General features: G+C 69.3%; 21 protein-coding genes. 15 read left to right on the forward strand and 6 right to left on the reverse strand.

Features of this window, described 5'->3' with window-relative positions:
* The first annotated feature begins 65 nt into the window (after window positions 1-65).
* Both AC1RRS_RS12030 and AC1RRS_RS12035 read left to right on the forward strand, forming a co-directional pair.
* Window positions 66-2504 (forward strand): TonB-dependent receptor, encoded by a 2439-nt coding sequence (locus AC1RRS_RS12030; RefSeq protein ID WP_492855367.1) that lies wholly within the window; start codon window positions 66-68, stop codon window positions 2502-2504.
* A 159-nt stretch (window positions 2505-2663) separates the two neighbouring features.
* Window positions 2664-4292, forward strand: coding sequence for an ABC-F family ATP-binding cassette domain-containing protein (locus AC1RRS_RS12035; RefSeq protein ID WP_492855368.1), 1629 nt, complete (start codon window positions 2664-2666; stop codon window positions 4290-4292).
* 73 nt (window positions 4293-4365) lie between these two features.
* On the opposite strand, the gene AC1RRS_RS12040 is transcribed toward AC1RRS_RS12035, so the two are convergent.
* Window positions 4366-4989, reverse strand: a complete 624-nt coding sequence (locus AC1RRS_RS12040) for a TetR/AcrR family transcriptional regulator (RefSeq protein ID WP_110121411.1) — start codon at window positions 4987-4989, stop codon at window positions 4366-4368.
* A gap of 87 nt (window positions 4990-5076) precedes the next feature.
* Between AC1RRS_RS12040 and AC1RRS_RS12045 the strand changes: the two genes are divergently transcribed.
* The 7 genes from AC1RRS_RS12045 (at window position 5077) to AC1RRS_RS12075 (ending at window position 14103) form a co-directional block, all read left to right on the forward strand.
* Window positions 5077-5844, forward strand: coding sequence for a Coq4 family protein (locus AC1RRS_RS12045; protein ID WP_492855369.1), 768 nt, complete (start codon window positions 5077-5079; stop codon window positions 5842-5844).
* Window positions 5841-6278 carry a DUF2147 domain-containing protein gene (locus AC1RRS_RS12050; protein WP_492855370.1) on the forward strand — a complete coding sequence of 146 codons (438 nt, stop codon included), beginning with the start codon at window positions 5841-5843 and terminating at the stop codon, window positions 6276-6278. Before AC1RRS_RS12045 ends, AC1RRS_RS12050 begins: the two co-directional genes overlap by 4 nt.
* Window positions 6279-6396: 118 nt before the next feature.
* Window positions 6397-8892: an acyl-CoA dehydrogenase gene (locus AC1RRS_RS12055; protein WP_492855371.1), complete on the forward strand. Its 2496-nt coding sequence runs from the start codon at window positions 6397-6399 to the stop codon at window positions 8890-8892.
* A complete protein-coding gene (locus AC1RRS_RS12060; protein WP_492855372.1) occupies window positions 8892-10223 on the forward strand; it encodes a 3-oxoacyl-ACP reductase in 1332 nt (443 codons plus the stop codon). The genes AC1RRS_RS12055 and AC1RRS_RS12060 overlap by 1 nt, the downstream gene beginning before the upstream one ends.
* A gap of 3 nt (window positions 10224-10226) precedes the next feature.
* On the forward strand, window positions 10227-11090 hold the full coding sequence (locus AC1RRS_RS12065) for a MaoC family dehydratase (RefSeq protein ID WP_492855373.1): 864 nt from the start codon (window positions 10227-10229) through the stop codon (window positions 11088-11090).
* On the forward strand, window positions 11084-12370 hold the full coding sequence (locus AC1RRS_RS12070) for an acetyl-CoA C-acetyltransferase (RefSeq protein WP_492855374.1): 1287 nt from the start codon (window positions 11084-11086) through the stop codon (window positions 12368-12370). The genes AC1RRS_RS12065 and AC1RRS_RS12070 overlap by 7 nt, the downstream gene beginning before the upstream one ends.
* Window positions 12367-14103, forward strand: coding sequence for an AMP-binding protein (locus AC1RRS_RS12075; protein ID WP_492855375.1), 1737 nt, complete (start codon window positions 12367-12369; stop codon window positions 14101-14103). Before AC1RRS_RS12070 ends, AC1RRS_RS12075 begins: the two co-directional genes overlap by 4 nt.
* Before the next feature lie 108 nt (window positions 14104-14211).
* Here AC1RRS_RS12075 and AC1RRS_RS12080 read toward each other — a convergent pair whose 3' ends face one another.
* Both AC1RRS_RS12080 and AC1RRS_RS12085 read right to left on the reverse strand, forming a co-directional pair.
* Window positions 14212-15105 carry a bile acid:sodium symporter family protein gene (locus AC1RRS_RS12080; RefSeq protein ID WP_492855376.1) on the reverse strand — a complete coding sequence of 298 codons (894 nt, stop codon included), beginning with the start codon at window positions 15103-15105 and terminating at the stop codon, window positions 14212-14214.
* Between the two features lie 3 nt (window positions 15106-15108).
* On the reverse strand, window positions 15109-16785 hold the full coding sequence (locus tag AC1RRS_RS12085) for an FAD-binding dehydrogenase (protein WP_492855377.1): 1677 nt from the start codon (window positions 16783-16785) through the stop codon (window positions 15109-15111).
* Window positions 16786-17117: 332 nt separating this feature from the next.
* On the opposite strand from AC1RRS_RS12085, the gene AC1RRS_RS12090 reads away from it, so the two are divergent.
* The 6 genes from AC1RRS_RS12090 to AC1RRS_RS12115 all read left to right on the forward strand — a co-directional run bounded on the left by AC1RRS_RS12090 (window position 17118) and on the right by AC1RRS_RS12115 (window position 22992).
* Window positions 17118-20072 (forward strand): TonB-dependent receptor, encoded by a 2955-nt coding sequence (locus AC1RRS_RS12090; protein ID WP_492855378.1) that lies wholly within the window; start codon window positions 17118-17120, stop codon window positions 20070-20072.
* 208 nt (window positions 20073-20280) lie between these two features.
* Window positions 20281-20769, forward strand: coding sequence for a PraA/PraB family alkane oxidation protein activator (locus AC1RRS_RS12095; protein ID WP_492855379.1), 489 nt, complete (start codon window positions 20281-20283; stop codon window positions 20767-20769).
* A 119-nt stretch (window positions 20770-20888) separates the two neighbouring features.
* Entirely contained in the window at window positions 20889-21371 is a 483-nt protein-coding gene (locus tag AC1RRS_RS12100) for a PraA/PraB family alkane oxidation protein activator (protein WP_492855380.1), read from the forward strand.
* Window positions 21372-21406: 35 nt separating this feature from the next.
* Complete coding sequence (locus AC1RRS_RS12105; RefSeq protein ID WP_492855381.1) at window positions 21407-21880, forward strand: PraA/PraB family alkane oxidation protein activator; 474 nt, start codon at window positions 21407-21409, stop codon at window positions 21878-21880.
* A 94-nt stretch (window positions 21881-21974) separates the two neighbouring features.
* The gene (locus tag AC1RRS_RS12110) at window positions 21975-22472 is read left to right on the forward strand and encodes a PraA/PraB family alkane oxidation protein activator (RefSeq protein ID WP_492855382.1); all 498 of its coding nucleotides are present in this window, start codon (window positions 21975-21977) and stop codon (window positions 22470-22472) included.
* 97 nt (window positions 22473-22569) lie between these two features.
* Window positions 22570-22992: a DUF2147 domain-containing protein gene (locus tag AC1RRS_RS12115; protein WP_492855383.1), complete on the forward strand. Its 423-nt coding sequence runs from the start codon at window positions 22570-22572 to the stop codon at window positions 22990-22992.
* Here AC1RRS_RS12115 and AC1RRS_RS12120 read toward each other — a convergent pair.
* The 3 genes from AC1RRS_RS12120 to AC1RRS_RS12130 form a co-directional block, all read right to left on the reverse strand.
* A complete protein-coding gene (locus AC1RRS_RS12120) occupies window positions 22989-23234 on the reverse strand; it encodes a hypothetical protein (protein ID WP_492855384.1) in 246 nt (81 codons plus the stop codon). The genes AC1RRS_RS12115 and AC1RRS_RS12120 overlap by 4 nt on opposite strands.
* 123 nt (window positions 23235-23357) lie before the next feature.
* The gene (locus AC1RRS_RS12125) at window positions 23358-24200 is read right to left on the reverse strand and encodes a fumarylacetoacetate hydrolase family protein (RefSeq protein WP_110120549.1); all 843 of its coding nucleotides are present in this window, start codon (window positions 24198-24200) and stop codon (window positions 23358-23360) included.
* 34 nt (window positions 24201-24234) lie between these two features.
* A complete protein-coding gene (locus AC1RRS_RS12130; RefSeq protein ID WP_492855385.1) occupies window positions 24235-25110 on the reverse strand; it encodes a VOC family protein in 876 nt (291 codons plus the stop codon).
* Window positions 25111-25113: the final 3 nt, after the last annotated feature.

Genomic DNA, 25113 nt, shown 5'->3' on the forward strand with positions numbered 1-25113 from the left:
CCAGCCCACCGCACGCTCCGATAGAGCCAGCGTCCAATGAAGGCGCGGCCGGAGGGAGGTTTCGCATGCGAGGACTTCGTGTCGCGCTGACGCTAGGGGTGTCCGCGGTGGCTCTGACGATGGCGGCGCCGGTCTGGGCGCAAGGGGCCAAGCCCGTCCAGGACGATAAGGACAGTTTCGCCATCGAGACCGTCGTGGTCACGGCCCAGCGCCGCGAGGAGGCGGCCAACGACATCGGCATGCCGATCCAGGCCTTCAGCGGCGACGCCCTGAAGCAGCTGCGGGTGACCGACCCGAAAGACCTGTCGACCGTCGCGCCCAGCTTCACGGTCAGCCAGAGCTACCAGGGCGTGCCGACCTATACGCTGCGCGGCATCGGCTTCAACACCATCAACCTGTCGGCCACCTCGACCGTCGGCACGTATGTCGACGAGGTCGCCTACGCCTATCCGTTCATGAACACCGGGCCAATGTTCGACCTGGAGCGGGTCGAGGTGCTGAAAGGCCCGCAGGGAACGCTCTACGGCCGCAACACCACGGCGGGTCTGGTCGACTTCGTGACCAACAAGCCGACCGACCAGTTCGAGGCTGGGCTGACGGCCGAGGCCGGCAACTACGAGACCCGCAATCTCGAGGGCTATTTCAGCGGCCCCTTAAGCGACAAGGTGCAGGCCCGAGTCGCCTTCCGCGCCGAGCATAGCGGCGAGGGCTGGCAGAAGAGCAATTCGCGCGACGAGCGGCTGGGTGAGGTGCATCGCCAGGGCTGGCGGCTGTCGCTGGCCGCCCAGCCCAGCGAGAAGGTGGATCTCGATTTCTCCTACGCCGGCTGGCGCAACCGGTCCGACACCGTGGCCGCCCAGGCGGTCGGCTTCACCCCGGCCACGGCCGCCAGCCCGTTCAACGCGGCGGGCCTGGCAGCCTACGTCGCCAACAACAAGCCGACCAAGTCGACCCAGGCCGACTGGGCGCCGCTGTCGGTGCGCGGAACCGACGTGGGCACGGGCCTGGGCATCAGCGATCCGGCCGAGGAGGACGACCGCTTCGACGCCGCCAAGCTGCGCTTTTCCTGGCACCTCTCTGACGACGTCAGCCTGATCTCACTGACCAGCTACAACAAGCTCAAGCGCGACGCGGTGTTCGACTGGAGCGGCGCGCCCTACGAGATCCTGGTCCAGAAGGCGCACGGCGACATCGAGTCCCCGGCCGAGGAGCTGCGGCTGGAAGGCCGCACGGAGAAGGGCTCGTGGCTGGTCGGCGTCTATGTGGCGCATGACAAGATCCTCGACATGAACCGCACGATCCTGGGCCAGAACGCCAATGTCGGCCTGATCCGCTTCTATGGCGCGACCCTGCTGGCGACGCCGTTCAACAGCGGCGCGTACACGGCGCTGCAGATGAGCCAGGCGTTCCGCACCTACGAGGACGTCGGCAATATCGAGACCGACACGGCCAGCCTCTTCGCCAATGCCGACCGGCAGCTGACCGACAAGCTGAAGCTGACCGTCGGCCTGCGCTACAGCCAGGACAAGCAGGACTATGTGGGCTGTTCGCGCGACTTCAACGGCAACATGCTGCCCAACGTCAATGTCGTGAACCGGGCGCTGTTCTTCGGGGTCTACGGCCTGGTGGCGCCGATCACGCAAGGCTCGTGCAACACCTTCGATCCGGCGACGGCCAGCTTCGGCTTCGTGAAATCGACGCTGGACGAGGACAACTTCGCCTGGCGCGTGGCGCTGGACTGGCAGGCGTCGGACGACGTCTTGGTGTTCGGCTCGATCTCGCGCGGGGCCAAGGCCGGGGCGACGCCGATCAACGCCGCCAACATCTCGACCCAGAACGCCCCGGCGCGGCAGGAACTGCTGACCGCCTACGAGTTGGGCGTGAAGGCCGCCCTGTTCGAACGCCGGGTGCAGGCCAACCTGGGCGTCTTCTACTACGACTACACCGACAAGCAGCTCAGCGTGTATTTCGCCGATCCGATCTATACGGCCCTGTCGCGCCTGGCCAACGTGCCGGAAGGCGAGGCCAGGGGCCTGGACGGCGACATCACCTGGCGCGCCACGCGGTCTTTGACTTTCCTCGCCTCGGCGACCTGGCTGCACACCGAAGTGAAGGGCTACACCGGCATCAACGCCGCCGGTCAGGCTCAGAACTTCGATGGGCGGCCCTTTCTATACAGCCCGAAGTTCCAGGGCGGCCTGACGGCCCTGTTCGACCACGACCTCAGCAATGGCCTGAAGCTGCAGGCGGCGCTAAACGGCCGCTGGCAGGACAAGTCGAGCGCCGACCTGGAGGGCAATCCGCTGTTCGCCATCGACAGCTATGGCCTGCTCAACGCGAGCCTGGGACTCTCCTCGCCGGAAGCCGGCTGGGAGGTCTCGCTGTGGGGCCGCAACCTGACCGATGAGTACTACTGGACCGCCGTCAGCAGCAACGCCAACACCGTGGTCCGCTTCCCCGGCAAGGCCCGGACCTGGGGCGCGGCGCTGAGCTGGAAGTTCTAGACGGATCAGGGGCGAGGCGGAGCCGATCCGCGTCGCCGCCTCGCCGTCGCCCAGCGGCCGTTGGCCAGCGGCCGTTGGCCAGCGGCCGATCATCGCGCCTGGAATTGATATGGCTCTGGGGCTGGCGTTCTCGCCCGACCCAAGCTAGCAGACCGCCCCATGATCCGCCTCGACAACATCTCCAAGCAGAACGGCCACCAGATCCTGTTCATCGAAGCCTCGATGGGCATCCAGAAGGGTGAAAAGGCCGGCCTCGTCGGCCCCAACGGCGCCGGCAAGACGACGCTGTTCCGCATGATCACCGGTCAGGAGCAGCCCGACGATGGGCTGGTCGCGATCGATCCCGGCATGCGGATCGGCTATTTCAGCCAGGATGTCGGCGAGATGTCGGGCCAGAGCGCGGTCGCCGCGGTGATGGACGGCGTCGGCCCCGTCAGCGCGCTGGCCGCCGAAATGGCCGCGCTCGAGGCGTCCATGGTCGATCCGGACCAGGCCGACCAGCTGGACGCCGTCATGGAGCGCTATGGCGAGGTGCTGGAGCGCTTCCAGGAGCTCGACGGCTATGCGCTGGAGGCGCGGGCGCGCGAGGTGCTGGCCGGCCTGAGCTTCAGCCAGGAACGCATGGACGGCGACGTCGGCATGCTGTCCGGCGGCTGGAAGATGCGCGTGGCGCTGGCCCGCATCCTGCTCATGCGGCCCGACGGCATGCTGCTGGACGAACCCTCCAACCACCTGGACCTGGAAAGCCTGATCTGGCTCGAAGCGTTCCTGAAGAACTACGACGGCGCGCTGCTGATGACTTCGCACGACCGCGCCTTCATGAACCGCATCATCGGCAAGGTGGTCGAGATCGACGGCGGCCAACTGATCACCTATTCGGGCGATCTGGACTTCTACGACCAGCAGCGCGCGCTGGGCGAGGCGCAGCGCCAGGCGCAGTACGAGCGCCAGCAGGCCATGCTGGCCAAGGAAATCAAGTTCATCGAGAAGTTCAAGGCGCGCGCCTCGCACGCCGCCCAGGTGCAGAGCCGGGTCAAGAAGCTCGACAAGATCGAACGCGTCGAGGCCCCGCGCCGTCGCCAGGCGGTGCAGTTCGAGTTCCAGAGCCCGCCGCGCTCGGGCGAGGACGTGATCAGCCTGCGCAACGTCCACAAGGGCTATGGCGACAAGCCGATCTACGAGGCCCTGGATTTCCTGGTGCGCCGCAAGGAGCGCTGGTGCGTTCTGGGCGCCAACGGGACCGGCAAGTCGACGCTGCTGAAGCTGGTGGCCGGCGACGCCAAGCCCGACCAGGGCGCGGTCAACATCGGCGCCAGCGTCAAGATGGGCTATTTCGCCCAGCACTCCATGGACCTGCTGGACGGCGAAGAGACGATCTTCGAGTCCCTGGAGCGCTCGTTCCCGCAGGCCGGGCAGGGCGCCTTGCGCACCCTGGCGGGGTGCTTCGGCTTCTCGGGCGACGACGTCGAAAAGCCCTGCCGCGTGTTGTCGGGCGGCGAGAAGGCGCGCCTGGTCATGGCCAAGATGCTGTTCGATCCGCCGAACCTGCTGGTGCTCGACGAGCCGACCAACCACTTGGACATGGCGACCAAGGAAATGCTGGTCGCGGCCCTGGCGGACTTCGAGGGCACCATGCTGTTCGTCTCGCACGACCGCCACTTCCTGGCGGCCTTGAGCAACCGCGTGCTGGAGCTGACGCCCGAGGGCGTTCACCAGTACGGTGGCGGCTATACGGAATACGTCACCCGCACGGGCCAGGAAGCCCCGGGGCTGCACCCGGGCGGGTAAGAACCGCCTGACCGTTTAGCGGGCGACGAGGGCGCGACGAGACCCTCGCCGAGCCGGCGTCAGCTTCCCGGCGTCAGCTTCCCGTCGGGGGCTTGGTGATCAGGAAGCGCGGCAGCAGGCTGGCCACGACGCGGCGGGCCGCGTCGTCGGGCTGGTCGAGCATGTCGCGCAGGGGCGGGCCGATCAGAGCCTCGCCGAAGGCGCTGAGCGCGATGAACAGCACCGCCGCCCCCATGCCCTGACGGGCCTGGGCGTCCTGTACGCCCATCTTGTCGCTGATCGCGTCGACCAGGTTCTGCACCGCGGCCCGCACGGGCTCCAGGTGCGAGAGGTCGCCGGACAGCGCTATCCAGGCGGCCAGACGGCCGGCGCCGCCGGTCGAAAAGGCGTCGAACACCGCATTGACCAGCTCCAGCGGCGCGCCCTCGTCGGTGCGCAGGCGGGCGACCGCCTCGTCGAGGGCCTGGGTCAGGTCGGCGACCATCGAGGCCATCAACGCCGACTGCAATCCAGCCGCCGATCCGAAGTGGTGGATCAGGTTGGCGTGGGTCACGCCGATCTCGCCGGCGACCGCCGACAGCGTCACCGCGTCGGGCCCGCCCGACAGCAGCAGGGCGCGCGCCGAGGTCAGCGCTTCGCGTCGCGCCTCCTCGGGCAGGCGTCGACGACGACGCGTGGCGGTCTTTTCAATTGACATCGATGTAAATGACATTCATGTAGATAAGGCGAAATTCTTAAGCCCGGACAAGGGGAACCGCAAGTGCAAGCTTCGCCGTCATCACCCGTGTTGCAGCCCGTTGCCGGGCATGAGCGGCTGCCATCCCTGACCGCGCCGCGTCGCGTGCAGCCCGTGCGGGCGGCCCGCGCCTTCGGCCGGCTGGTGGCCGACAAGGAAGACACCCGGCAGGTGTTCGAGATCATGAACGCGCTGGCGGGCCGTTCGATCGACTGGGGTTATCAACGTCTGCTGGAGACGCCGGAGGGCGGCCAGCAGGCCTACGCCCAGGTCGAGCTGTCGGACCGGCTGCAGGACCGCGACTGGCTGGCGGGCTTCGCGCCCGGGAGCGTCGGCGCGGCCTATCTAGCCTTCATCGACGTGCGCAACCTCTCAGCCTACGGCCTGGCCGACGAGAGCCGCAAGGTGGCCGACAGCGAGATCGAGGCGGCCCATCCCCGCGCCTGGTACGCCCGCCGCATCCGCGACGTCCACGACATCTGGCACGTGCTGACCGGCTACCAGACCGATGCTCTGGGCGAGGCCTGCGTGGTGGCCTTCTCGCTGCCGCAGACCAAGAGCGCGGGCTTTGGCCTGATCGCCGCCGGCGGGGCGGTGCAGTTCATGCGGGCGCGCACCGGCTATCCCTGCGGGCGGGCCGTGCTGCAGGCCTGGCGCAACGGTCGCCGCGCGGCCTGGCTGCCGGGCCAGGACTACGAGGCTTTGATGGCCGAGCCGCTGGAAGCGGCGCGCAAGCGGCTGAAGATCCCGCGCCCGAGCGTCTACGAGCAGGTGCCGCCGACCGTGCGCAACGCCTATCTGGGAGGCGCCGGATGAGGCGCGCGGCGACGGGGCTTCTGGTCGGGCTGGCCGTCCTGGCGACCGGCGCAGCGCCTGCCCTGGCGCAGGAGGACGCCTTGGTGGGCCGCTGGCGCACCTCGGCTCGTGACGGGTTGGTCGGCATCGAGCGCTGCGGCGGGGCCCTATGCGGGCGGGTGCTGGACGCAGCCCCTCTGCGGACCAATCCCGACCAGCGCGACATCCACAACAAGAAGCCGGCGCTGCGCACCCGGCGGGTGATGAACCTGCTGGTGCTGGAGAACTTCACCGGCGGTCCCAAGGCCTGGAAGGGCGGACCGCTCTACGACCCCGACAGCGGGGACCGGGCCGGAACCGGAACCCTGACCCTGATCGACGACGACACCCTGGCGGTGAAGGGCTGCATCGCGCCGCTGCTTTGCCGGACCCAGACCTGGAAACGCGCGCGCTGAGTATCGGGCGCGCGGGCCCAATGAGTGCCCAGTAACGGGCGGCCCAGGCCGCCGCTTTTCATCCGATGGCTTCGAGGAAGCCGGCGTCGAAAGGGACGCCGGACGGGGGATTGCGACCATGCTGATCTGGATCGGCGCGCTTGCGCCTGTGGTGTTCCTGCTGGCCTTCGTGCAGGGCAGAGCCCTGGCCTGGGGCGCGGCCCTGGCGGCCTGGATCGCGGCGGGATGGGCCCTGGGCCTGGTGGGCGCGACGCCGGCCCTGGCGGCGGCGGCCGTTGTCGCGGTCTTCACCGCATTGTTCGCCCTGAGGCCGCTGCGCGCCGCCGTGCTGTCGGCGCCGGCCATGAAGGCCTTCGGCGCGATCATGCCGAAGATGAGCCCCACAGAGCAGGCCGCCGTCGAGGCCGGCAACGTCTGGTGGGACGCCGAACTGTTCGCCGGGCGCCCCGACTGGAAGAAGCTGCTGGCCACCCCGGCGCCGAAGCTGAGCCCCGAGGAGCAGCGCTTCGTCGACGTCGAGACCGAGCACCTGTGCGACCTGTCCAACGACTGGGAAAGCACCGCCGTCTGGCAGGACCTGCCGCCGGCCGCCTGGGCCTACGCTCGCGACAAGGGCTTCCTCGGGATGATCATCCCCAAGCGCTACGGGGGCCTGGGCTTTTCGGCCTACGCCCACAGCCAGGTGGTGCAGAAACTGTCGACCCGCTGCTCGGCGGCGGCCGTGTCGGTGATGGTGCCCAACTCGCTGGGTCCGGCCGAACTGCTGCTGCACTACGGCACGGAGGCTCAGAAGGACCACTACCTGCCCAGGCTGGCGAGCGGCGACGAGATCCCGTGCTTCGCCCTGACCAACCCCTATGCCGGCTCGGACGCCGCCTCGATCACCGACACCGGCGTGGTTTGCCGGGGGACCTGGCAGGGCCGCGAGACCCTGGGTTTCCGCATCAGCTGGCGCAAGCGCTACATCACCCTGGCCCCCATCGCGACGGTGATCGGTCTGGCCTTCCGCGCCGTCGATCCGGACGGCCTGCTGGGCCTGGGCGCCGAGCCCGGCATCACCTGCGTGCTGATCCCGCGCGAGCATCCGGGCGTCAATATCGGCCGCCGCCACTGGCCGCTGAACGCGGTGTTCCAGAACGGCCCGATCACCGGTGACGACGTGTTCGTGCCGATGGAGATGGTGATCGGCGGCCAGGCCCAGGTCGGCCATGGCTGGCGGATGCTGATGGAGTGCCTGGCGGCCGGGCGGGCGATCTCGCTGCCGTCGTCCAATGTCGGCATGTCCAAGCTCGCGGTCGGCATGGTCGGGGCCTATGTGGCGATCCGCCGGCAGTTCAACATGCCGATCGGCGCCTTCGAGGGCGTGCAGGAGCCGCTGGCCCGCATGGCCGGCCACCTCTACGCCGCCGACAGCGTGCGACAACTGGCGGCCGCGGCCCTGGATCAGGGCGAGAAGCCGTCGGTGGTCTCGGCCATCGCCAAGTACCACGTCACCGAACGCGCCCGCATCGTCGTCAACGAGGCGATGGACGTGGTCGGCGGCAAGGGCGTGTGCATGGGTCCTGGCAATTTCCTGGCCCGCGCCTACCAGCAGATCCCCATCGCCATCACGGTCGAGGGGGCCAACATCATGACCCGCACCCTGATCATCTACGGCCAGGGCGCGATCCGCTGCCATCCCTACGTCTTGACGCTGATGCGAACGACGAAAGAGCGCGACCTGAAGGCCTTCGACGCGGCGCTGTTCGGCTATGCCGGCTTCCTGTTCAGGAATCTGGCCCGCTCGGCCGCCTTCGCCCTGACCGGCGGCGCGCTGATAGCCGCCCCGGCCGGCGCCGCGCCGCAGCTGGCCCGCTACTACCGCGCCGCGACCCGGTTCTCGACCCTGCTGGCCCTGGCCTCGGACCTGTCGATGGCGACTGTAGGCGGCGCGTTGAAGCGCAAGGGCGCGTTGACTGGGCGGCTGGGGGACCTGCTGTCGCAGCTGTTCATCCTGTCGAGCGTGCTCAAGCGCTTCGAGGACGAGGGCCGGCCGGCCGAGGACCTGCCGTTCGTCCACTGGGCGGCGCAGGACGCCCTGGCAAGGGCGGCGATCGCCTGGACGGCGCTGCTGGCCAACCATCCCAGTCGCGTCGTCGCCGGGCTGCTGGGCCTGGTTGGGGCTGGCCTGTCGGGCCTGACGCGCGGACCCAATGACGATGTCGCCTCCGCCGTCGCGGGCCTGATACAGCGCCATGGTCCGGCGCGCGATCGCCTGCTGGCCGGATCGTGGACGCCGCGCATCGAGGTCGATCCGATCGCCGCCACGGCCGTCGCCTTCGACCTCCATCCGCAGGTGGAAGCCATCGAGCGTCGCCTCAAGCCCGCCATCACGGCCGGAACGATCGCCCGCGCGCCGCAGAACCTGACCCTGATGGACGCCTGGGCTGCCGACGCCGAGGCCAAGGGCCTGATCGACGCCGCCGAACGCGACCTGATCGGCCGCTTCGCCCATCTGGCCGATCAGGCGATCCAGGTCGACGACTTCCCGCAGGACTTCGGCCTGGGCGAGGGTCTGGCCCGCCGCAACGGGATCAAGGGCGCGGCGCGCGCCAAGAAGGAAGGGGTCGCCTGATGCCCGACCGCTATCTGGAGTTCGCCAGCAGCGGCCTGGGCGGCTGGGTGGTCGAGGCCCTGGGCCTGCCCAAGCCCGCGCCGCTGCTGCGGCGAGGCGAGGGGGAGACGCCGCCGACCCTGCCGTTGCTGCTGGGCCCGCCGACGGCGGACGGACGCATGGGGCCGGTGCTGGAGCGGCTGGCGGCCGCCTCGGGCGCCGAGATCCACCAAGCCTGGAGGCCGGACGTGCGCTATGGCGGCCTGGTGTTCGACGCCTCGGCCTGCCTGGACGTCGCCGCGACGCAGGGGCTCTACAGGTTCTTCCACCAGGCGATCCGCTCGGTGGCCGAGCATGGTCGCATCGTCGTGGTCGGCGTTCCGCCCGAGACAGCCAAGACCGCCGAGGGCGAGGCGATCCAGCGCGGGCTGGAGGGCTTCGTGCGGTCGCTGGCCAAGGAGGCGCGGCGCAGCATCGCCGTGCAGCTGCTCTACGTGACGCCGGGCCGCGAGGATCAGGCGCAGAGCACCCTGGCGTTCCTGCTGTCGCCGCGCTCGGCCTATGTGTCGGGCCAGGTGATCCGGGTGGGCGCCGCCGCCGTGGCGGCGGATCCCGCCGTCGGCCACGCCGGCCGCCAGGTGCTGGTCACGGGGGCCGCCCGAGGGATAGGCGAGGCGATCGTCCGACTGTTCGTCGCCGAGGGCGCCAAGGTCACGGCTCTGGATGTGCCCAGCGCCCAGGACGACCTGCGAGGCCTGGCTGCCGAACTGGGCGTCGATCCGCTGGCGCTGGACATCACCGCGCCGGAGGCGGCCGGCGTGCTGCTGAAGACGGCGCGGGCGCGGGGCGGGTTCGACGTGGTGGTGCACAACGCCGGCATCACCCGCGACCGCACGCTCGGCCGGATGGACGAGCGCGAGTGGAACAGCGTCATGGCCGTCAATCTCGGCGCGCCCCTGGCCCTGACCCGCGTGCTGCTGGAGGCCGGCGCGGTGCGCCGCAACGGCCGGATCGTGGCGGTCTCGTCGCTGAGCGGCGTGGCCGGCAACATGGGCCAGACTAACTACGCGCTCTCAAAGGCTGGCTGGATCGGCGCGGTCGGTCGGATGGCGCGCGACGGGCTGGACCACGGCATCACCGTCAACGCGGTGGCGCCGGGCTTCATCGAGACCCGCATGACCGCCGCCATCCCCTTCGCCATCCGCGAGGCCGGGCGGCGGATGAACAGCATGGGGCAGGGCGGCAGTCCGGTCGACGTGGCCGAGACCATCGCCTGGCTGGCCCACCCGGCCAGCGGCGGCGTCAACGGCCAGGTGGTCCGCGTCTGCGGCCAGAGCCTGCTGGGGGCCTAAACCATGTCCAACGCCGAGCCGGTGTCGCCCCTGGGCCTGGCCTGGGGCGCGGCGCGAGGGCTGCTGCGCGCCGGAACGGTCAGCGACCTGCCGTCCGTCAGCCTGCACGCCGATCAGGTCTGGGTGCGCGCCGAGGCCGTCAGGGCCTATGCCGAGGTCTGCGGCTTCGCGCCCGAGGCGGGCGTGCCGCCGACCTTCGCCCACGTTCTGGCCTTCCCGCTGCAGATGCGGATCATGCTGGCGGCGGGCTTTCCGTTCCCAGTGATGGGCCTCGTGCACATCCACAACCGCATCCGCCAGCGCGCGCCTCTGCGCATCGGCGAGAGCCTGACGATCGGCGCGCGGACCGGCCGCCTGCTGGCCCACGACAAGGGCCAGGCCTTCTCGCTGGAGACCTGGGTCCTGCGCGACGGCGCGACGGTGTGGGAAGGAACGAGCGTCTATCTGCGCCTGGGCAAGCCCGGTCGCGGCGAGCCGGCTCCAACGCTCGATGCGGGCGAGGCGAGGGCGCCGGTCGAGACCTGGCAGGTCCCCGCCGATATCGGCCGGCGCTACGCCCGGGTGTCGGGCGACGCCAACCCGATCCACACCTCGCCCCTGGGCGCGCGGCTGTTCGGCTTTCCGCGTCCGATCGCCCACGGCATGTGGGCCAAGGCCCAGGCCGTGGCGGCCTTGACCCGAGGCCAGGCGGTCGAGGCGATCGAGATCGAGACGGCCTTCCGCGCCCCCCTGCTGCTGCCCGGCGAGGCCCGCCTGTCGAGCGGCCCCGCCGGCGCCTTCGAACTGACGGACGCCTCGGGCGGCCGCACCCATCTGCGCGGGCGCCTGATCAGCGCGCCCCAATCACAGGATCCTTCCCCATGCTGACCTTGCCCGCGCCTCGGGGCGTCGCCGTGATCGGCGGCCGCCGCATTCCCTTCGCGCGCTCCAACACCGCCTATGCCGAGGCCTCCAACCAGGACATGCTGACCGCGGCCCTCCAGGGTCTGGCCGACCGCTTCGACCTGCACGGCCTGCGGCTGGGCGAGGTGGCGGCCGGCGCGGTGCTGAAGCACTCGCGCGACATCGCCCTGACCCGCGAGAGCTTGCTCTCGACCACCATCGGCCACGACACCCCCGCCTACGACGTGCAGCAGGCCTGCGGCACCGGGCTGGAGGCGGCGGTCCTGGTGGCCAACAAGATCGCCCTGGGCCAGATCGATGTTGGCATAGCGGGAGGCGTCGACACCACCTCGGACGCGCCGATCGCCCTCAACGAGGACTTCCGCAAGGCGCTGCTGTCGGCCAATCGCCAGAAGACGACGGGGGCCAAGGTCAAGGCGTTGGCGGGCGCGGGCCTGACCGCGCCGTTCCGCCCCGAGCCGCCACGCAACGCCGAGCCGCGCACGGGCCTCTCCATGGGCGAGAGCTGCGAGTTGATGGCCAAGCGGTGGGGCATCGCCCGCGAGGAGCAGGACGCCCTGGCCGTCCGCAGCCATCGTCGGATGGCCAAGGCCTATGACGACGGCCTGTTCGACGATCTGGTCACGCCGTTCCGGGGCCTGAAGCGCGACAACAATCTGCGGCCCGACATCGACCCCGCCAAGCTGGCGACGATGAAGCCGGTGTTCGACCGCGAGCACGGCACGCTGACGGCGGCCAATTCCACGCCCCTGACCGACGGCGCCTCCGTGGTGCTGCTGGCCAGCGAGGACTGGGCGAGGGCGCGGGGCCTGCCGGTGCTGGCCTACCTGCGGGCGGGCGAAACGGCGGCGGTGGACTTCGTGGGCGGCGACGAAGGCCTGCTGATGGCGCCGGCCTACGCCGTGCCGCGCATGCTGGGGCAGCTGGGCCTCTCCTTGCAGGACTTCGACTACTACGAGATCCACGAGGCCTTCGCCGCCCAGGTGCTGTGCACCCTCAAGGCCTGGGAGGACGACGACTACGCCCGCACGCGGCTGGGGCTGGAGCGCGCACCGGGAGCCATCGACCGCGAGAAACTGAACGTGCACGGCAGCTCGCTGGCCGCTGGCCATCCGTTCGCCGCCACCGGCGGCCGGATCCTGGCCCATCTGGCGACTATGCTGGACCGCAAGGGATCGGGGCGAGGCCTGATCTCGATCTGCGCGGCCGGTGGCCAAGGCGTCGTGGCGGTGCTGGAGAAATGACCGGCGCGCCGATCATCGAGGGCGTCGTGGGGGCGAACGCCGAGCAGCTGTGGGCCGAGCGCTTCTGGACCCGCGCCTATCGCCCCGACGTGCCGGCGACGATCGACGACGAGCTGGCCCTGTGGCGGTCGGTCGGCCAGCTGTTCGAGCACGACGCCGCGCGTTTCGCGCAACGCACCGGCTTCGTCAGTATGGGCTCGGGAGTCGACTACGGCCGCGCCCTGAAGGACGCGCGGGTCTTCGCCGCCTGGCTGCAGGCGGCGGGCGTGCGCCAGGGCGAGCGGGTGGCGCTGATGATGCCCAACTGCCTGCAATATCCGATCGCCCTGTTCGGCACGCTGATCGCCGGCGCCGTAGTGGTCAACGTCAACCCGCTCTACACGCCGCGCGAGCTGCGCCACCAGCTGGAGGACAGCGGCGCGGTCGCCATCGTGGTCATGGACATGTTCGCCCACACGCTGGAGCAGGCGATCGAGGGCACGGCGCTGCGCCATGTCGTGGTGACCTCGATGGGCGACATGATGGGGCTCGCCAAGGGGACGGCGATCAACGTCCTGATGGGCCATGTGGAGAAGCTGGTCCCGAAGTGGCGACTGCCCGGCGCCCTGCGCTGGCCGGCGATGATGCGGCGGGCGCGGCGGCGGACATTCACGCCAGTAGACGTGCGGCCCGAGGACCTGGCCTTCCTGCAATATACCGGCGGCACCACGGGGGTGGCCAAGGGGGCCATGCTGACCCACCGCAACATCCTGGCCAACGTGTTGCAAGGCCGCGCCTGGATCATGACCCAGATCCCGCACGACCAGGCGGTGGGCAACGTGACCATGCTGCCGCTCTACCATGTGTTCTCGCTGACCGCGAACCTGCTGATGTTCGTCGGGGTGGGCGGGCGCAACATCCTGATCGCCAATCCGCGCGACGCCAAACGGGTGGAGTGGGTGCTGCGCAAGGAGCGGTTCGCGGGGCTGGCGGGGCTGAACACCCTGTTCGCCAGCCTGCTGAAGAACGATGCTTTCCGTGGACGCGACTTCTCGGAACTCAGCCTGACCATCGCTGGCGGCATGGCCACCCAGCGGGCCGTGGCCGAGGAGTGGGAGCTGGTCACCGGCTGCCCGGTGATCGAGGGCTATGGTCTGACCGAGTGCTCGCCGATCGTCTGCGTCGGCTATGTCGATCTGGAGCGCCCCGAGACCATGGCTTTCGACGGCACGGTGGGCCTGCCGGTGCCCTCGACCGAGGTGCGCATGCGGCGCGAGGACGGCTCCTGGTGCGGCGTCGACGAGCCGGGCGAGCTGTGCGTGCGCGGGCCGCAGGTGATGAAGGGTTACTGGAACCATCCAGGCGAGACCGCGCGGGTGCTGTCGGCCGACGGCTGGCTCTCGACGGGCGACGTCGCCGTGATGCAGGCCGACGGCCGCGTGCGGCTGCTGGACCGACTGAAGGAGATGATCCTGGTCTCGGGCTTCAACGTCTATCCCAGCGAGATCGAGGACGTGGTCGCCGCCCACCCCCTGGTCGACGAGGTCGCCGCCGTCGGCGTCCCCGATCCGGTCCAGGGCGAGCGGATCAAGGTGGTGGTCGTGCCGCGCTCGGCCGAGCTGACGGCCGAGGCGGTGATCGCCCACTGCCGCGAGCGGCTGACGGGCTACAAGGTGCCGCGCATCGTGGAGTTCCGGGCCGAGCCCCTGCCGAAGACGGCGGTGGGCAAGGTGCTGCGGCGGGAGTTGCGGTAGGGTTCCTGGCGAACCTCCCCCCAGGGCCGCGCCTCGCGGCCCGCCCAAGGGCATGCTTCGACAGGCTCAGGGTGAGGTTCTATTGAGCCGCCGCGCCTGAAATGATCCTCATCCTGAGCTCGTCGAAGGACGAGGATCACGTACGGCGCCCCGCGTCACCACCAGCCCGAACAGCGCCGCCAGCGGGAACGCGGCCACGCCGTAGACGGCGGCGGGCAGGCTGACCTCGGGGCGTTGCAGCACCGACTGGGCGATGACGATGGCCAGGGCGGCGTTGTGCAGCCCCACCTCGAAGGCGCTGGCGATCGCCTGGTCGCGGGGCACGCGCAGCAGGCGCGGCACGACGAAGCCGAGGCTCAGGCTGGCCAGGCAGAAGACGACGGTGACGCCGGCCAGGGCCAGGATCTCGTCGCGCAGTTCGGCCAGGTTCGAGGCGACGGCGCCGATGACCAGCACGGCCAGGAACAGGCTGGAGGCGATGCGCACCGGCCTGTCCATGGCCCGGGCGAAGCGCGGCTTCAGGCGTCGGGTCAGCATGCCCAGCGCCACGGGAACCAGCACCACCAGGAACACCTCGACCGTCTTGTCCAGCCGCAGGCCGACCCGCCCGTCGCCCGGCTCGAACCCGGCGATGGCCAGGTTGACGACCAGCGGCAGGGTGACGACGGCCAGCACCGAGTTGATCGCCGTCAGGCTGACGTTCAGCGCCACGTCGCCGCGAAAGAGGTGACTGTAGAGATTGGCCGCTGTGCCGCCCGGCGAAGCCGCCAACAGCATCAGCCCGACCGCCATGGCCGGCGGCAGGTCGAACAGCAGCGCCAGGGCGAAGGCGACGAGCGGCAGGATCAGCACCTGGCAGGCCAGGGCGACCAGGGCCGCGCGCGGTTGGCGGGCCACGCGGGTGAAGTCGGCCGGGGTCAAATCAAGCCCCAGCCCGAACATGATGATCCCCAGCGCCGCTGGCAGGCCGGTGGTGATCAGCGGCGAGGCCAGGCCCTCCAAGGCTCAGACCGCGCCGGCCAGGGCCAGGCCCGCCGCCCGTCCCGAAAAGATGCAGCCGCCGAGGAAGGTGCCCTCCAGGGCGTTGTAGCCGTGCAGGCCGCCGCCGCCGAAGCCCGCCGCCTCGCCGGCCGCGTAGAGTCCCTCCAGCACCTGGCCGTCGGGAGTGAGCACTCGGCTGGAGAGGTCGGTCTGCAGCCCGCCCAGCGACTTGCGGGTCAGGACGTGCAGCTTGACCCCGATCAGCGGCCCGGCGGCGGGATCGAGGATCCGGTGCGGTGCGGCCGTGCGGGCCAGGCGGTCGCCCAGCGACCGGCGACTGTTATAGATGCCCATCACCTGCAGGTCCTTGGCGAAGGGATTGGCGATCTGGGCGTCGCGGTCCTCGATCTGGCCGCGGATCAGGGCGGCGTCGAGCAGCGGCGCCTCGGTAAGCCCGTTCATCTTGGCCACCAGATCCTCCAGCCGCTCGGCGACCACGAAGTCGGCGCCGTTGCGCTTGAAGGCGTCGACCTCGGGCGGCGCGCCCTTGCCCAGGCGCGACTTCAGGAGAGCAAGCCGCCGGCGGTTGGTGATGTCGCCGTTCTGCTCGGAGCCGGATAGGGCGAACTCCTTCTCGAGGATCTTCTGGGTGACGATGAACCAGCTGTGGTCGTGCGCGGCGAGGTCCGGCGTCGTGCGCAGGTGGCGCAGGGTGGCGATGGTGTCGTAGCCGGGCAGGGCGGGGAAGGGCAGGCGCCGGCCCAGGGCGTCGAACCACATCGACGAGGGGCCGGGCAGGATGCGGATGGCGTGGCTGGGCCAGATCGGCGCCCAGTTCCGCACGCCTTCTACGTAGTGCCACATGCGGTCGCGGTTCACGAGGCGCGCTCCGGCGTCGCCGGCGATGTCGAGCATGCGGCCGTCCACATAGGCCGGCACGCCGGTGATCATGCTGGCGGGCGCGGTTCCCAGGCGCTCGGGCCAGTAGCGGCGGACGAGATCGTGGTTGCCGCCGATGCCGCCGGTGGCCAGGACGACGGCCTGGGCCTTCAGCGTGAAGTCGCCGACCACGTCGCGGTTGGACGGCGCGCCGCGCGGGGCGTCGTCGGGCGCCAGCACCGCGCCGGAGACGCCCGTGACCCGGCCGCCCTCGACCAGCAGGTGGTCGACCCGGTGGCGGTGATGGAAGCTGAGCTTTCCTTCGGACGCGGCGCGGCGGGCGCTGTCGGCGAACGGTTCGGAGACGCCGGTGCCAGTGCCCCAGGCGACGTGGAAGCGGGGAACCGAGTTGCCGTGGCCCCGGGCCTGGCCGGCCCCGCGCTCGGCCCAGCCGACCATCGGCGTCAGGCTGATCCCGTGGCGACGCAGCCAGTGACGCTTCTCACCGGCGGCGAACTCGACATAGGCCCGGCCCCAGCGGATCGCCCATTCGTCTTCGGGCAGGGAACCGTCCAGCCGGTCCCAGCCGGCGCTGCCGGTCCAGTCGCGCCAGGCCAGATCGAGGCTGTCGCGGATGCCCATGCGTCGCTGCTCGGGCGAATTGACGAGGAACAGCCCGCCGAACGACCAGAAGGCCTGGCCGCCCAGGTTGGCGGGGTTCTCCTGGTCGAGCAGGGCGACCCGCTTGCCGGCCCGGACCAGTTCGTCGGCGGCCACCAGCCCGGCCAGTCCGCCCCCCACGACGATGACGTCGGCATCCATGTTTCGCCCTCCCGATCGGCGCTGAACCTTGGCTATTTTTACAGTGATGTAAATATTAATTCGAGGTCAGGAACAGGCCCGATCGTCCGGCCCCGGAGGGCCGTGGAGAGCGGTCTTCGACACGCGACGCCTTGCCCCAAAAGGCGCGCCGCCAGACTGCCGCAGCGTAACTGAACATCGATGTAAGTAATGTATTGACATGCTAGTGAATAGGTAGATCGTACAACCCAACCGTGGGGCGGAGCCGCCATGCCGCGCGGAGATTGATGAGGGGCGGGGGAAACGTTCACCGGGCCAGACGCAGAGCTGGCCGGGGCAGGGGAGGATAGGGCATGGCTGCAAAAGCCTGCGTGCGCGCGCGTCTGGCCGTCACCGCATCCGCCATGGCGCTCGCCGTGGCGGCGGGGCCGGCTTTGGCGCAGGAAGCGACGACCCAAGTCGAAGACATCGTCGTCACCGCGCAGAAGCGCGAGGAATCCATCCAGCAGGTGCCGATCGCCGTAACGGCCCTGTCTTCGGAAGCGCTCAACGAACGCAAGATCGAAGGCGGCTCCGAACTGATGCGCGCCGTGCCGAACGTCTCGTTCTCGAAGGCGAACTTCAGCATGTACAACTTCTCGATCCGCGGGGTCGGGACCAAGGCGATCTCGGCCAGCAGCGATCCCGCCGTGGCCGTCAGCTTCAACTCCACGCCGCTGATCCGCAACCGGCTGTTCGAGCAGGAATACCTGGACGTGGCGCGGGTCGAGGTGCTGCGCGGGCCGCAGGGCACGCTCTACGGCCGCAACGCCACGGGCGGCGTCGTCAACATGATCCCGAACCTGCCGGGCCGGGAATTCGAAGGCTCCATCAAGGGCGAGGTCGGCAACTACGACAGCCGGCGGATGCAGGCCCTGATCAACGTGCCGATCGGCGAGACCTTCGCCCTGCGCCTGGCCGGCTCGGCCACCAAGCGCGACGGCTTCGACTACAACAGCTTCAACGACACCAAGGTGAACGACCGCGACCTGTGGTCCACTCGCCTGTCGGCGGCCTGGCAACCGACCAGCCGCCTGCGCACCAACGCGATCTGGGAGCACTTCGAGGAAGACGACAACCGCTCGCGGACGGGCAAGCAGCTCTGCACCACCGATCCGGGGCCGACCAAGGTCGGGGCCGTGACGATCACCTCGTCGCTGCTCCGCAACCGCCTGAGCCAGGGCTGCCTGCCGGGCTCGCTGTACGATGACGCGGCCTATGGCGTGCCCAATGGCGGCGCCTTCGCGCACATCTTCCTGGCCTCGGTGTCGCTGGGGCAGAACGCGTCCAACCAGACGGTGTTCGCCGTGCCGCTGGGCACCGACCCCTATGCCGGCCTGACGCAGTCGAAGGACCTGCGCGAGATCGCCACCAGCTACGACCCGGTCTTTCGCGTGAAGAACGACGTCTTCCAGTTCAACGTCGAGTTCGACCTGACCGACAAGCTGAAGCTGATCTCGCAGACGGCCTACGCCAAGGACGACTACTACTCGAGCCAGGACTACAACCGCTTCGTCTCCAACCCGATCTTCAGCAGCACCGACGGGCTGCGGGACGTGCTGGGCCAGCCGATCGTGGGCAAGTCGTTCCTGTCGGGCGGCTACTACACCGACCCGCAGCTGGGCACGTCGAACCGCATGGTCTCGGCCGACCTCAGCCGTTCCGACAATCGCCAGTGGACCCAGGAACTGCGCCTGCAGTCGGCCTTCGACGGGCCGTTCAACTTCAGCCTCGGCGCCAACTACATCGACTTCAAGTCGGCCGACGACTACTTCGTGTTCAACAACGTGTTCACGTTCCTGGCCGAGTACTACTACAACGTCGACATCACCCTGCCGAGCAACCAGGGCCGCCAGACCGCGCCCTGTACGCCGACGACGGCCAAGGAATGCGTCTATGTCGACTATTCGTCGCTGGATAACCTGGCGGGCGACGGCCACAACTACTTCCGCAGCAAGAACGCCATCCACACCCGCTCATGGGGCGTGTTCGGCGAGGCCTATTACGACCTCTCGCCCACCTGGCGGCTGACCGCGGGCCTGCGCTACACCGACGACCGCAAGGTCAGCACGCCCTATCCCAGCCAGCTGCTGCTGGGCGCCGACAGGGGCACGCCAGGCACGTCGTCGGGCGGATATGTCAGCCGCGGCTATCCGGCGCTGCCGGACATCGACCAGCAATGGGACGCGCTCACCGGCCGCCTGGTGGTCGACTGGAAGCCGGACTTCAGCTTCACCGACGACACCCTGATCTACGCGTCCTATTCACGCGGCTACAAGGGCGGCGGCGCCAACCCGCCGCGGGTCGACATCAACCCGACGGTGATCCAGTACCAGCCGCTGGCCGAGACCTTCGATCCCGAATACGTCAACGCCTTCGAGATCGGCACCAAGAACACCCTGGCCGGCGGCATGGTCCGCTTCAACGCCACGGCCTTCTACTACGACTACAAAGACTACCAGGTGTCGCAGATCGTCGACCGCATCTCGCTGAACGAGAACTTCGACGCCCGCACCTGGGGCGTGGAGCTGGAGACCGTGTTCCGGCCCACCCGCGACTTCCGGCTGGACGCCAACCTCGGCTATCTGAACACGCGGATCGCCGACGGCGAGGGCTCCATCGACGTCATGAACCGCACCCAGGGCAACGCCGACTGGATGGTGCTGCGGCCCTGGCTGCAGGTGCCGTCCAACTGCGTGGCGCCGACCAAGTACGTCGAGACCGTCCTGTCCCGGCCGTTCCCGGTGGAGCTGACGACCCTGGCCCTGCAGGCCCTCTGCGGCGGCTCGCTGCGGACGGGGACGTTCAACCCGAACTTCACCTCGACGCTGCCGTTCTGGCGGCTGTACGGCTTCACCTACGACCCTCTGACCGAGGCCCCCAACGGCGGTCGCGGCTTCGAGGCCGATCTCAGCGGCAACGAACTGCCCAACGCCCCGAACTGGACCGCCAACATCGGCGCCCAGTACACCTTCCACAAGGACGACTGGGCCCTGACGCTGCGCGGCGACTACTACTACCAGGGCAGCAGCTACGCCCGCGTCTACAACACCGAATACGACCGGCTGAAGTCGTGGGACAGCGTGAACATCTCGGTGACGCTGGAGAAGCCCTCCGACGGGCTCGTCTTCCAGGCCTACGTCAAGAACCTGTTCGACAAGACCCCCATCACCGACAGCTTCACCAACAGCGACGACACCGGCCTGACGGCCAACGTCTTCACCCTCGATCCAAGGCTCATCGCGGTCAGCGTGTCCAAGCGCTTCTAGGCCCTCTCGGTGACTCGCCGCCCCACGTTCGGGGCGGCGATTTTTTCGCCCGACGCCCTTGGGAAAGGACGCCGGGCGCTGGCGCGACTCTCGATATAAGCCATTGAAAATACTGCATTATTTTGTTTGACTCCCTTTGCATTTCGCAGTTGCATCATCCCGCCGCCCCAATGCGCGGTTGTAACAAAAAACATCGGAGGAAGACGTCATGTTGAAGACCGCTTCTGTTCTCGCCGCCGCCGCCCTGGGCTTCGCCGGCCTGGCCGGCGCCAGTTCCGCCTCGGCCGCGACCATCGCCCCGGCCGGCGCCAGCTTCACCCTCACCGGCAACCTGAGCCTCAGCCAGACGACCAACGTCACCTGCGCCGTCACCCTGACGGGCACGGTGAACTCGACCGGCACCGCCGCCACCATCACCGGCGGTTCGTTCGCTCCGGGCTCCTGGCAGTGCGGCTGGCTGGTCGTTCCGTCGGGCTTCCCGTGGACCGTCACCCCGGGCGCGGGCCCCACCGTGACCGTGGCCGGCATCGCCGCCACCTCGATCGCCGGCAGCTGCTCGGGCACCATCACCGCCGCTCCGTGGACCAACGGTCCGCCGAGCAGCGTGACCTTCTCGAGCGCCTCGATCCCGGGCTCGCCGAGCGCCTGCACGATCAGCGGCACCCTGACCAGCAACGTCACGCTGACCGTTTCCTGATCATCCCCCAGGACGAACCCTCGTCCCTCGACTCGCCGGGGGCCTTCGGGCTCCCGGCGTTTCTTGCTCCAGGGGAGCGGCGATCCGCTCCCACGACAGGTCATTCGGGAGAAGACATCATGTCGAAGAGCGTTTCACTCGCAGCCGCGGCCAGTCTCTGGATCGCCGCCCTGGCCGGCCCCGTATCGGCCGCCACCTTCACGCCCAACAGCCCCACCAGCACCACCCCGGTCGCCTTCGGGGGCACGCTGACCATCGGTCCCCCGTCGATCAGCTGCTCGGTGAGCCTGACCGGCGTCGTGAACCCGGGCGGCTCCAGCATCACCATCACCGGCGGCTCGTTCACCCCGGGCAGCTGGCTGTGCGGCATAGGGGCCTATCCGGCCGGCTTTCCGTGGACCCTGACGCCGACCACCACCACGGCGGTCACCTTCACGCCGTTCAGCGTCGCGGGCGGCGCCATCAACTGCTCCGGCGCGACCACCGTTCAATGGGTCAATCCGGGCACGATCGTCTTCAACGCCGTCGTCGTCCCCGGCTCGCCCAATCCGTGCCAGATCAGCGGCACGCTGAACACCGCGCCGTCCCTGTCGATCTACTGACCCGTTCGCCATCGCGCCCTGAAAAGGAGACCGCCATGTGGAAGTGGATTTCCGCCCTGTCGGCCATCGTCCTGGCCACGACCGGCGCCGCGTCGGCCCAGACGATCTATCCCAACAGCCCGACGGCACACACCTACATTACGCTGACGGGCAACTTGGCTCTCAGCCAGACGACATCCGTAAGTTGCAACGCCACCATGTACCTGGACATCGCGCCCGGCGGAGCATCGGCTGCGATCACGGGCGGTTCGTTCAGTTCGGGCAGCTGGCAATGCGGGTGGCTGGTGTTCCCAACGGGCTTTCCCTGGACCGTCACGCCGACCTACAGCTCGCACGTCAGCGTCTATGGGGTCTCGGCGACCAGTGTCGTCGGCTCGTGCTCGGGGAGCCTGAACCTGCAAGTACAGAACGGCGTCGTGGACCTCACCTACGTGTCTATCCCCGGCTCCCCCGCGGCCTGCTGGATCGACGGGGCTCTCATCACGGGCCGACCGCTCAACGTCTTCTGACGACGAGCGCCCCCCCTTGAGGGCGCGGCGGAAAAGGAAACGACGCTTCGCCGCTCACGACCCGAAGGTCCCGTTTCCACCCGGGAGAAAGCCCATGTTCAGACATCTAGCCGTCGCGGCGGGCGCGATCCTGGCGATCGGCGCAAGCGCCGACGCCGCCAAAGCCGCCAAATTCGTCCCGAACAGTTTTTCGCTGCCCATATCGTTCAGAATGACCGGCACGCTGACCCTGCAGCAGACGACCACCATCCGTTGCGCGGTCCAGCTGGATGGCATGATCGCGCCAGGCGGAGCCTGGGCCGACATAATCAGCGGCTCATTCACCGGTGGCGACTGGCAATGCGGATGGCTGGTCAATCCCAACGGCTTTCCCTGGTTTGCGATCCCGAGCACGCCCTCGCTAGTCTCGATCTCAGGCATATCGGCCAACACCATCGCAGGGTCCTGTTCGGGCTCGCTGTCCTACATGACCTGGAGCGTCTCTCCTCTTCCGTCGGGCGTGAGCTTGTCCTTCGAAACGATCCCGGGCTCGCCCAACGCGTGCACGATCACCGGCACGCTCACCAGCAGCCCGACGATCAGCATCATGTGACGGTCAAGCCGGCGCTTGACGTCGCGCGCCGTCCGGCCGACCGTCGGAAGGCGGATGAGCGACCGGATGCGGTCGCCGAGGTCGGGGGAGATGGCCGGTGTCGTTCTTGAAGTCGGGCGTCGCCGTCCTGGCCACGCTGATGCTGGGTTCGGCGGCGACAGCCCAGCCCCAGACGCCCCAAGGGCCCGACATCTTCGGCGTCTGGCGCAATCCCAAGGACAGCGTCCATGTCGAGATCAAGCCGTGCGGCGGCGAGGTCTGCGGCTATGTGATCTGGGCCAATGACGAAGCGCGGACCGACGCGCGCAAGGGCTCGGGCGGCGAACTGGTGGGCCGGCAGCTGCTCAGCGACTTCTCGCGCGCAGACAAGGGCGAGTGGCGCGGCAAGGTCTTCGCGCCGGACGTCAACATGACCTTCTCGGGCCGGGTGCTGGTGCTGGACGCCGGCAAACTGAAGGCGCGTGGCTGCGTGCTCGGCAACTTCCTCTGCAAGACCCAGGTCTGGACGCGGGTGGCCTAGGGCTGGGCGCGCACGCCGGCGAGGAAGGCCCAGCGGACCGACAGGCCGGGCTGCAGGGTGCCGGCGTCGACGAAGGCGTGGCCGAAGCGGTCGTCGGCCTTGCGATACGCCAGCTCGACCATGCCGCCGCGCGAGCACAGCACCGAAGCCCGGGCCCGGTAGCCGCAGCGAAGCACGACCTCGACGGTGTCGCCGTCCGCCACGGGGAAGGGGGTCTTCTGGGATTTCTTGCGGGCAAGCATGGCGGGCACTCGTGGAAGGGGCCGGGGACGCATCCCCGGCGTTTGCATCCACGATGAACGGCGCGTGATTAATCGTACCTGAACAGCGGCTTAAGGCCGCAGCTTCATGCTCAAGCTTCCCGATCAGGCCTCATCGACCACCGTGTTCGACAGCAGGCCGACGCCCGTGATCTCGACCTCGACGACGTCGCCGGCCTTCATCCAGAGCGGCGGTTCGCGCTTGGCGCCGACGCCGCCCGGCGTGCCGGTCAGGATCAGGTCGCCCGGCGACAGCGGGGTGAAGCCCGACAGATAGGCGATGATGGTCGGCAGCGGGAAGATCAGGTCGGCCAGGCTGGCGTGCTGCACCTGCTGGCCGTTCAGGCGAGTGGTGACGGTGACGGCGTTCAGGTCGTCGATCTCGTCGGGCGTGACCAGCCAGGGGCCAAGGCCCCCGGTGCCGGGGAAGTTCTTCCCGGGCGTGAACTGCTGGGTGTGCCATTGCCAGTCGCGCACCGAGGCGTCGTTGGCGCAGGCGAAGCCGGCCACGTGACTCATGGCGTCGGCCTCGCTGATGTGGCGGCCGCCCTTGCCGATGACGATGGCCAGTTCGCCCTCGTAGTCGAGGCTGGTCGAGCTCTTGGGCCGCACGATCGGGCCGCCGTGCGGGGTCAGGGTGTCGGCGAAGCGGGTGAAGATCGACGGGTGGCCGACCTTGGCCCGGCCGGTTTCCTGGCGGTGGGTCTCGTAGTTGTGGCCGACGCAGAAGATCTTGCCCGGGGTGGTGACGACCGGCAGCAACTGGATCTCGGAGACCGGCACGTCGAAGGCGGCCTCGGCGGCCAGGGCCGGGATGGCGTCCAGGCGCAGGGCGGCGACAAGGTCGTGCTCGTCCGGACCGGCGATGGCTCCGAAGTCGGCGACGCGGTCGCCCTGGATCGCGCCGTAGGAGGCGACGCCATCACGCAGGAAGCTGATCAGTTTCATAAGCTTGGTCTCGATTCTTGAGGTGCGTTGCGTCTTAGGCGACAGGCAAGGGGGCGTGGCCGAAGGTGCGCTCGGCCTGGGTCAGGGCGGCGAAGTCCTTGCCGGACAGGCCCCACTGGTCGATGCGGCCCTCGGGCCAGGTCCAGTCCTCGGGGGCGCCGACCTTGTAGTCGTCGGGGATGATCTCGACGGCGGTCGAGAACTCCACGACCGCGCCGAACGGGGCGATGAAATAGGCGAAGACGTTGTCGCCCGGACCATGGCGGCCGGGCCCCCAGGCCGGGACCGCGCCGGTGTCGCGCAGACGGCCGACGCCGCGCATGACCGCGTCGAGGTCGGCCATCTCGAAGGCGATGTGGTTCAGCGAGGTGAAGCCGGCGCGGGCGAAGGCGGTGGAGTGGTGCGAGGCGTTGCAGCGCACGAACACCATGCCCTTGGTGCGGTCGGAGACCTTGAAGCCCAGGGCCGCCTCGGCGAAATCGGCCGTGGCCTCGGCGTTGGCGGCGTTCATGACCACGTGGGTCAGCTTGACCGGCAGGTCGCGACCCTCGATCGGCTCGGCCAGGGCCGCGCCGTGCAGGAAGCGGAACACCTCGCCCTCGGGCAGCTGGACCAGGACGCCCCGGCCGCCGCCGAGATCCTCGGACACGGTCTCGACCACCGGAGCGCCGGCCGCGCGGGCCTTGGCGGCGATGGCTTCGACCTCGGCTTCCTCGCCGACGAAGGTGGTGCAACGCACCGACGGGCCGGCCGTCTCGGTCATGGCCACGAGGTAGGGGAACGGCCCCGAGCCGCGCAGGTAACGGGTCTCGCCGGCGGTCCCGGCGTCGGCCAGGCCCCAGGTTCCGGTCAGGAAATCGACGGCCGCGGCGGTGTCGGGCAGGTTCAGTTCGATGCTGCGAAGACGCATGGC

It is taken from the genome of Caulobacter sp. GW821-FHT12A07 (assembly GCF_058807655.1).